The sequence below is a fragment of the Pseudonocardia pini genome (assembly GCF_013870575.1).
Taxonomy (GTDB): domain Bacteria; phylum Actinomycetota; class Actinomycetes; order Mycobacteriales; family Pseudonocardiaceae; genus Pseudonocardia; species Pseudonocardia pini.
This window is the reverse complement of sequence record NZ_JACBXB010000174.1, coordinates 1-8,580: the sequence shown is the minus strand read 5'-3', so window position 1 is coordinate 8,580 and position 8,580 is coordinate 1. Positions and strand designations below refer to the sequence as shown.

General features: G+C 72.4%; 10 protein-coding genes. 4 read left to right on the top strand and 6 right to left on the bottom strand.

Annotated elements, in window-relative coordinates; all coding sequences use genetic code 11:
• Positions 1–149 (top strand): universal stress protein (locus H5J29_RS36540; protein ID WP_181781139.1); only part of this gene is annotated, 149 nt, incomplete at its 5' end.
• Here the strand turns inward: H5J29_RS36540 and H5J29_RS12670 are convergent.
• From H5J29_RS12670 to guaB, 3 genes are all read right to left on the bottom strand, one after another.
• A complete protein-coding gene (locus tag H5J29_RS12670; protein ID WP_181781138.1) occupies positions 139–630 on the bottom strand; it encodes a pyridoxamine 5'-phosphate oxidase family protein in 492 nt (163 codons plus the stop codon). The genes H5J29_RS36540 and H5J29_RS12670 overlap by 11 nt on opposite strands.
• 83 nt (positions 631–713) lie before the next feature.
• Positions 714–1,838 carry a GuaB3 family IMP dehydrogenase-related protein gene (locus tag H5J29_RS12665; RefSeq protein ID WP_181781137.1) on the bottom strand — a complete coding sequence of 375 codons (1,125 nt, stop codon included), beginning with the start codon at positions 1,836–1,838 and terminating at the stop codon, positions 714–716.
• A gap of 32 nt (positions 1,839–1,870) precedes the next feature.
• Positions 1,871–3,376 (bottom strand): IMP dehydrogenase, encoded by a 1,506-nt coding sequence (gene guaB, locus H5J29_RS12660; RefSeq protein ID WP_181781136.1) that lies wholly within the window; start codon positions 3,374–3,376, stop codon positions 1,871–1,873.
• Between the two features lie 213 nt (positions 3,377–3,589).
• On the opposite strand from guaB, the gene H5J29_RS12655 reads away from it, so the two are divergent.
• Positions 3,590–3,970: a DUF5319 domain-containing protein gene (locus tag H5J29_RS12655; RefSeq protein WP_181781135.1), complete on the top strand. Its 381-nt coding sequence runs from the start codon at positions 3,590–3,592 to the stop codon at positions 3,968–3,970.
• 93 nt (positions 3,971–4,063) lie between these two features.
• Here the strand turns inward: H5J29_RS12655 and H5J29_RS12650 are convergent, their stop codons facing one another.
• From H5J29_RS12650 to H5J29_RS12640, 3 genes are all read right to left on the bottom strand, one after another.
• Positions 4,064–5,278: an anti-sigma-D factor RsdA gene (locus H5J29_RS12650; protein ID WP_181781134.1), complete on the bottom strand. Its 1,215-nt coding sequence runs from the start codon at positions 5,276–5,278 to the stop codon at positions 4,064–4,066.
• On the bottom strand, positions 5,279–5,851 hold the full coding sequence (locus H5J29_RS12645) for a sigma-70 family RNA polymerase sigma factor (protein WP_181781133.1): 573 nt from the start codon (positions 5,849–5,851) through the stop codon (positions 5,279–5,281).
• Positions 5,852–6,453: 602 nt separating this feature from the next.
• A complete protein-coding gene (locus H5J29_RS12640; RefSeq protein WP_013677394.1) occupies positions 6,454–7,050 on the bottom strand; it encodes a response regulator transcription factor in 597 nt (198 codons plus the stop codon).
• Between the two features lie 272 nt (positions 7,051–7,322).
• On the opposite strand from H5J29_RS12640, the gene octT reads away from it, so the two are divergent.
• Together octT and H5J29_RS12630 are read left to right on the top strand one after the other, a co-directional pair.
• Positions 7,323–8,129 carry a diglucosylglycerate octanoyltransferase gene (gene octT, locus H5J29_RS12635; protein ID WP_376768524.1) on the top strand — a complete coding sequence of 269 codons (807 nt, stop codon included), beginning with the start codon at positions 7,323–7,325 and terminating at the stop codon, positions 8,127–8,129.
• A 72-nt stretch (positions 8,130–8,201) separates the two neighbouring features.
• The coding region (locus tag H5J29_RS12630) for a DegV family protein (RefSeq protein WP_181781131.1) at positions 8,202–8,580 on the top strand (379 nt) is incomplete at its 3' end.

The window sequence follows — 8,580 nt, the reverse complement described above, 5'->3', positions numbered from 1 at the left end:
AGGCGGCCGACGCGCACGACGCCCGGGTCATCGTCGTCGGGACGTGGAAGGACAGCCCGTGGCGCGGCGCGCTGCTCGGGTCGGTGGCCCACAAGCTGCTGCAGCTGTCCGACCGACCCGTGCTGTGCGTGCCCAGTCCTAGTTCTTGAGCGTGCGCTTCTCCTCGCCGCCCGCCTTCCAGGTCGTGATCACCAGACCCTCGTCGATCTCCACCGCGGCCGCCCCGACCAGCCGGGCGCCGAGGAACCGGTCGAAGGTCTGACCGCGCAGGTCGAAGCCGGTCTGTGCGAAGAGGTCCTCGGCGAACCGCTGGTGCAGCGCCGGGTCCTGCACGTTCTCGACCGTCCCCCACACCTTCGCGTCCCCGTCCGAGACCTGCGTGTCCACGGTCGCGGTGTGCAGCGTGAAGCGCGGGTCCGCGTCGAGGTCCCGGAACTTCGCCGTGCCCGGCATCCCGACCAGCCACAGCTCGCCCTCGAAGACGCGCGGCTCCATCGGGCTGACCCGCGGGAAGCCGTCGGAACGGTTGGTACCCAGGAAGCAGAGGTTCCCCGTGGCGGCGTGCCGACGTAGGAACACCTCCGCGATGTGCGGCGCGGTCTTCACGAACTCGTCCCAGTGCAGGCTCATGGTGAGGACCGTAGGGCCGAACCCTGACAGCGCCCGTCAGGATCAGCGCGGGGACACCTCGGGCCGGGCCGGTCGCCTCGGTCTCAGCCGCGGACCGTCAGACCCACCCGCTGGAACTCCTTGAGGTCCGAGTAGCCGGTCTTGGCCATGGCGCGGCGGAGCGCGCCGAACAGGTCGACCGTGCCGTACGGCGAGCTCGACGGGCCGAACAGCACCTGCTCCAGGGTGCGGTCGGTGGGCGCGAAGCCCGTGACGTCGGAGCGCGGCAGTGAGGGGTGGGCCGCGGAGGAGGTCCAGTAGAGGCCGTTGGCCGGGGCCTCGGCGTGGTCCGCGAGCTGCTCGCCGAGCATCACCGCGTCCGCCCCGCAGGCGATGGCCTTGGCGATGTCGCCGGAGGCGTTGATCCCGCCGTCCGCGATCACGTGGACGTACCGGCCGCCGGTCTCGTCGAGATAGTCCCGGCGCGCCGCGGCGGCGTCGACGAGCGCGGTCGCCATCGGGACACCGATCCCGAGGACCTCGCCGGTCGTGGTGGCGCTGGACTCGCCGTAGCCCACGATCACGCCCGCCGCGCCCGTGCGCATCAGGTGCATCGCGGTCCGGTAGTCACCGACGCCGCCCGCGACCACCGGCACGTCGAGCGAGTTGATGAAGTCCTTGAGGTTGAGCGGCTCGCCCTGCGAGACGTGCTCGGCGGAGATGATCGTGCCCTGCACGACGAGGATCTCCACCCCGGCCGCGAGCAGGGCGGGGGTGAGCTCGCGCGCCCGCTGCGGGCTGACCCGGGCCGCCACTGTGACCCCCGCCTCGCGGACGCTCCGCAGCGCCTCGGCGAGCAGGTCGGACTGGATCGGGGCCGCGTGCAGCTCCTGCAGCGCGCGCGCCGCGGCGGACGGGTCCTCCGCGGCCGCCGCGGCGACGACCCGCGCCAGCGCTGCCTCGGCGTCGGCGTGGCGGGCCCACAGGCCCTCCGCGTTGAGCACCGCGAGCCCACCGAGCTTGCCGACCGCGACCGCCGTGGCAGGCGAGACCACGGCGTCCGACGGGTGGGTCAGCAGCGGGATCTCGAACTGGTAGGCGTCGAGCTGCCAGGCGGTGGAGACCTCCTTGGAGCTCCGCGTCCGCCGCGACGGCACGATCTCGACCTGGTTCAGGTCGTAGGCACGACGGGCCTCCCGGCCCATCCCGATCTCCACGAGGTCACGCACGGGTGACCAGCGTAGACGAGCCCCTCAGCCGATCAACGGGCGGCGTAGTTCGGCGCCTCGACGGTCATCGTGATGTCGTGCGGGTGGCTCTCCTTGAGGCCCGCCGCGGTGATCCGGACCAGCTGCGCCTGCTGCAGCTCGGGAATCGTCTGCGCGCCCGCGTAGCCCATCCCGGACCGCAGCCCGCCGACGAGCTGGTGCACGACCTGGGAGAGCGGCCCGCGGAACGGGATGCGCCCCTCGATGCCCTCGGGGACCAGCTTGTCCTCGCTGAGCACGTCGTCCTGTGCGTAGCGGTCCTTGGAGTAGGACTTCGCCGTGCCGCGCGACTGCATCGCACCGAGCGAGCCCATGCCGCGGTAGGTCTTGTACTGCTTGCCGCCGACGAAGATCAGCTCGCCCGGGGACTCCTGGGTGCCCGCGAGGAGGCTGCCGAGCATGACCGTGGACGCCCCCGCGGCGATCGCCTTCGAGATGTCCCCGGAGTACTGGATCCCGCCGTCCGCGATCACCGGGACGCCCGCGGGCGCGCAGGCCCGCGAGGCCTCGTAGACCGCGGTGATCTGCGGCGCGCCGACCCCCGCGACCACGCGGGTGGTGCAGATCGAGCCCGGCCCGACGCCGACCTTCACCGCGTCCGCCCCCGCCTCGACCAGGGCCTGGGCCCCGGCGAAGGTGGCCACGTTCCCGCCGACGACGTCCACGGACTCGCCGACCTCGGCACGCAGCTTCGCGACGGTCTCCAGCACGCGCCGGGAGTGCCCGTGCGCGGTGTCGACCATCAGCACGTCCACCCCTGCGTCGACCAGGCCCATCGCGCGGGCGTACGCGTCCTCCCCCACGCCCACGGCGGCGCCGACGATCAGCCGACCGTCCGGGTCCTTGGTGGCCAGCGGGTACTTCTCGGTCTTGTTGAAGTCCTTGATCGTGATCAGCCCGCGGAGCACGCCGTCCCCGTCGATGATCGGGAGCTTCTCCAGCTTGTGCCTGCGCAGCAGGCCGAGCGAGGCCTCGGCCGTGACCCCGACGCGCGCGGTGATCAGCGGCGCCTTCGTCATCACCTCGTGCACCGGGCGGGAGAAGTCCACCTCGAACCGCATGTCCCGGTTCGTGATGATCCCGACGAGCTTGCCCTCGGCGTCGGTCACCGGCAGGCCGGAGATGCGGTACTTCCCGCACAGCGCGTCGACGTCCGCGAGCGTGGCGTCGGGGCTGCAGGTGACCGGGTCGGTGACCATGCCCGCCTCGGACCGCTTGACGACCTCGACCTGGGTCGCCTGCTCCTCCGCGGACAGGTTGCGGTGGAGGACCCCGAGACCGCCCGCCCGGGCCATCGCGATCGCCATCCGCGCCTCGGTGACCGTGTCCATCGGCGACGACACGACCGGCACCCGGATCCGCACGCGGCGGGAGAGCTGGGTGGAGGTGTCGACGCTGCTGGGGACGACGTCCGACTCCGCGGGGAGCAGCAGCACGTCGTCGAAGGTCAGGCCGAGCATCGCGAACTTCGGCGGCAGTCCGTTGATCTCGCTCGTCATGGCTGGTCGTGCACCCTTCACCGACGCTTCACACCCGACCCTCGCGAGCCGGGCGTCGCACAGGAGTCCATCGTATCTTCGTGACACGACCGCTCCGGGAGTCGCCCACCACAGGAGGCGCCTCGGGCCGGGAGTTGTCCACAGCCGAGTGAGTTGTCCACAGGCCTGTGGGTGGAGCGGTGGATACCGGGACCGACGCGGTACCGTGGTCCCGTGGCGTTCGACGGCCTGCCCCCCGACCCCTTCGCGGGCGACCCCAACGACCCTGCCCTCTCGCTGGACGAGGGCGGGGCCTCCGAGGAGCACGACGAGCTGACCGAGGAGGAGCGCGAGGAGGTCGTCGCGGACCTCGCGGACCTCGCCGTCTACCAGGCCCTGCTGGAGCACCGCGGGATCCGCGGCATCCTCGTCGACTGCGCGGACTGCGGCGAGCAGCACTTCCACGAGTGGAACCTGCTGCGGGCGAGCCTGCAGCAGCTGCTGGACGAGGGGCAGATGCGCCCGCACGAGCCCGCGTTCGACCCGGACCCCGCGCACTACGTGACCTGGGAGTACTGCCGCGGCTTCGCCGATGCGGCCCTGGGCGAGGACTGACCCGCACAGCACCGAGCACAGCACCGAGCACAGCGACGAAGGCCCCCGACCGATCGATGCGGTCGGGGGCCTTCGCCGTGTATCCGGGTCGTGCTAGGACGTGGTGGTCGTGGCCTCGGCGGAGGTGGTCTCCGAGGTCGTCTCCCCCATCGAGGTGGTGGTGGTCGTGTCGGACGGCGGGACCGTCGTCGACGTCGGGGTGGTCGGGTCCTGCCCACCCTCGGTGACCGGCGGCGTGGTCGGGCTCGTCGAGGTGGACGGGTCCGGGTCGCCACCCGCCTCGCCCCCACCGGGGCCCTTGAGCGTGCGCGGGTCCACCGTGTCCGGGCCGGGGCCCGGTCCCGGGTTCGTGACGCCGCTCTCCGGAGCGGGCACGACGGGGGCCGACGTGCTCGACGAGGCCGGGTCGCTCGAGGACGGGTTCGTCGACGAGGACTCCGAGGGGTCCTGGGATCCCTCGGTCACCGGCGCGGCCGGCCGCGGGGTGCCGTTGCGCAGCGGGGCGCGCGGGTCCACGGGCTGGCCGGGCGGGGTCTCGACCACCTTCTGCTGGAGGAAGGTCTGCTCCGCGGCGAGGTAGGTCTTGCCCTCCTCGGGCCGGACCTGCTCCAGCAGCGGCGCCAACGCCTGCAGGTCCTGCTGCGCACCCACGGTGTCGCCGCTGGCCAGCTTGGCGTTGACCTGCTGGATCCGCTGCTGAACCTCGGCCGCCGCGACCTTGGAGTTCGCCGCGTCCTTGTAGAGCACCTGCGTCACCGGGAACAAGGCGTCCCCGGGGCTCGCGCTCTGGGCGCCGATGGAGACGCCGCCGATGCTGAAGACCAGCAGCGCCGCGGCGCCCGCCAGCGGGATCAGGTGCCTGCGCCTGCTCGAGGGCTTCTTCACGGTGCCGGACTCGACCGCCGCCACCGCGGTGTCGAGGTCCACCAGCTGCGGGATCGGCTCCGCGTCGACCTCCGCCTTCCAGGCGGCCAGCATCGCGACGACCTTGTCGTCCGCGTCGTACCCGCCGCGACCGGGCGAGGAGACCATCATCCCCGCCGAGAGGGCGTTGATCAGCTCGTCGTCCGCCTGGACGGCGACCAGGTCGAGCGGCTCGTCGGCGAACTCGTCCTCGGGCTCGGGCCGGGTGCCGCCCTGCCTGCCACCCGCGGGGAACGGGATCGGCCGGTTGGGCACGCCGTGCGGCCTACCGCCGTGGCGGCCGTTGCCGTTGCTGTTCCCGTTGCTCGGCCCGCTGTGCGGACCGTTGGGCCGGGGGCGACCGAAAGGGTGGTCGGGGCCACCGGGGTTACGTGGGTCAGCCACTCAGACCACCTCCTCCTCGGGCATGTTCTTGCGCAACCGGGCGAGTGCCCGGTGCTGGGCCACACGGACCGCGCCGGGCGTGGACCCGACGGCGTCCGCCGTCTCCTCCGCGGACAGTCCGACGACCACCCTCAGCACGATGATCTCGCGTTGCTTCTCGGGGAGCTGGTCGAGCAGGCGCGACATCTGTTCGGACAGCTCCACGCGCAGCGCACGCTGCTCGGGACCGTCCCCGTGATCCAGGGAGTCCGGCACGTCCGCCACGGGTTCGGAGCGGTTGCGTCCCGCGGCACGGTGCGCGTCGATCACCTTGTGAGACGCGATGCCGTACACGAAGGCCAGGAACGGGCGTCCCTGTACGCGGTAACCGGGCAAGGCCGTCAGCACGGCCAGACACACCTCCTGCGCGACGTCGTCCGCCGAGACGGACGACCGGTCCATCCGTCCCAGCCGTGCGCGGCAATAGCGCACGACCAAGGGCCGGATGGTGGCCAGTACACGTTCGACCGCTCCGCGGTCACCTGCCATGGCAGATGCCACCAGCTCGTCGAGAACGTCTGTCGGTTCACTCATCGCGCAGAGTCGTCCAGGCGTTACGCAGCATGTTCGTCTTCATCCGTTCGGTGAGGCCGACTACGGAGAGTGCTGAATCGACCTCAGTGCCGACCACCGTAGCGAAGCCCCGATGTCGTCCGGGAACCGCTCTCATCGGGCACGACGACTGAACCGGCCGACAGTTGCGGTCCGTAGGGAGATACGACGCCGATGTGTCGGCCCTCGTCGGCGAGCGGTCGACCGAAGGCGTGACCTCGGTGCGGAGGGTGAGGAAAGGACACCCGCACGAGTCTGTCACGGGCGCGCCGCCGGACCGGGATCGTCACGGTCCGCAGCGGGAACGGCCGCGGGCGGGCCCGCCGGACCCCGGCGGGCCGGGCCGTCAATGACGGCCGGATGTCGGTGAGATGACGCATCTCACGGTGGGGGGGTGCGTCCGGACGGCGGACCGTGCGTGGCTGCGCTGCTGCAGCCACGGCCGGTCGGCCGCCCTCGGGCCCCCTGCGTTCAGTGCTCTTCGCGTACCCCGGCACCACTGATCGGTGCCCACCGCGACCGTGGGCGCGGCGTCGTGCCACCCGGACCGACGGCCCGGGACCGTGCGAGGTGCCGTGTCCCGGTCAGGAGACCAGGCCGCGGCGGAAGCCGTGCGCGACCGCCTGGGCGCGGTCTCGGACACCGAGCTTGCGGAACAGCCGGCGCGCGTGCGTCTTGACCGTGTCCTCGGACAGGTAGAGCTCGCGCCCGATCTGCCCGTTGCTCTTGCCCTGGCTCATCCCGCGCAGCACCTGGAGCTCGCGCTCCGTCAGCTGCACGCCCGGGTCGGCCGGGGTCCGCGGCGTGGGCACCGCGGTGGAGGCGAGGGTGTGGGCGAGGGCGGCCACCAGCTCGGGGCGCGAGGCGTCCCAGCGGAGGTAGCCCCGCGCACCGCCCGCGATCGCGGCGGCGATGCTGCCCGCGTCGTCGGGGGCGCCGAACACGATGACGTTGGCCTGGGGGTGGGCCGCCACGAGTCGCCTCGTGGCCTCCACACCGGTGGGCACCGCACGTTGGGTGCCGACCAGGACGACGTCGACCGGCTGCCGGGAGAACCGGGCCAGCAACTCGTCCCCGTGGGCGACGCAATCGATCCGGTGCACCCCCGGCACCGCGGACATCACGCGGGTCAGTCCTTCGCGGACGCTGCGACGATCGTCGCAGATGAGTACCGTCGTCACGACGATTCCTTCCTGCAGCTTCCTGCAGCCGGGTGATGTGTCACCCTCCGCATCGGCGAGTGACCGGATCACCTTGACACGATCAGGGCGACTTTGTGCCCTCCATTCGAGACCCTTGCGCCGAGTGGCACTCGTCATGTGGGTGACTAGAGACCGAATGGAGTAATTACGTTACCGCGAGCCTCTCAGGCTCAGGTGCGCACTCCCCCCATCAGGCGCCGTCCCGTGCCATCGGACCGGGCGCGGATCACGCTCAGCGCAAGCCCTGCGGCGTGTCGTCGGTGTGGCGCGTCGTTCGGCGCACCGTTCACCGCCTCGCGCATCCATCCGTGCCGCCGATCGTGGGACGTCTCCGACCCGATCGGACGGCCGGACGGTCGCTCCGGGCCTGCGGGCGGACTGTCGTCCACCAGAGGGCCAACGATCACCGACGGGGGAAGGTTCGGCCGTGCGGCGTCGAGCTCGTCGCCGGCATCGGGTGGACGGCGCGACACGCCTGGCACGCCCTGACCCACGACCCGCGCGTCTGGGCCGCCATGCCTCGCGTCGACGCGCTCGTGCTGGGCGTGGGCGGGATGGACACCTTGCCCTCCCCGCTGCCGACGGCGGTGCGCGAGCTGATCCCCGTCCTGCGGCCGGATCCCTTGCGGCGCAGGGTGCGCACGGCGTACCTGCGTGCCCAGCCGGTGCTGGCGCGGGTGCTCCCCGATGGTGGGCCGGTCGCCCTGCCGCCGCGGCTGACCGTCGAGTACCTGGAGCGCTGCCGGGCGGCGGTGACGGCGCTGCGGCCCGGGATCCCCGTCGTCGCGATGCTGCCGGCGGTGCACCGGGCGTCGGTCTACGGAGGCGTCCACACGGGACGGGCCGCGGCCGAGCGCGCCACCCGGGAATGGGCTGCGGCACAGGGGGTTCGGCTGCTCGACGCCGGCACCCTGGTCGCCGCCCACGTCCTCGGCGGGCACGGCAACCCCGACGGCATGCACTGGGGCTGGGAGGCGCACCGGCGGGTGGGGGAGACCCTGGCCGACCTGCTGGTTGGTGAGCTGCGCACACTTGGTGATCTCCGGCGCGGGCCGTAGGTTGCCCGACGTGTCCGATTCCGCGCTCGGCGTCGCTTGGTGATCTCCCGGGAGGGCCGTACGGTGCCCGACGTGCTCGACTCCGCTCCCCGCGTCGCGGTGGTGACCGACTCGACGGCCGATCTGCCCGCCGAGCTCGCAGGCACCGTTCGCGTGGTGCCGCTGGAGGTTCGGCTCGGCACGCGGATCGTGAAGGACGGCGTCGACATCGGCCCCGGCCAGCTCAGCGCCGCGATCGCGGACCGGAAGCTGGAGGTGCAGACCTCGCGGCCCACCCCCGAGGCGTTCGCCTCGCTGTACCGGTCCCTGCTGGAGTCGGGTGCGCCCGCCGTGGTGTCGGTGCACCTGTCCCGCGAGCTCTCCGGGACCTGGGACGCCGCGCGGCTGGCGGCGGAGGAGGTCGATCCGTCGCAGGTGCGGGTGGTGGACTCCCGCGCGATGGGGATGGGCC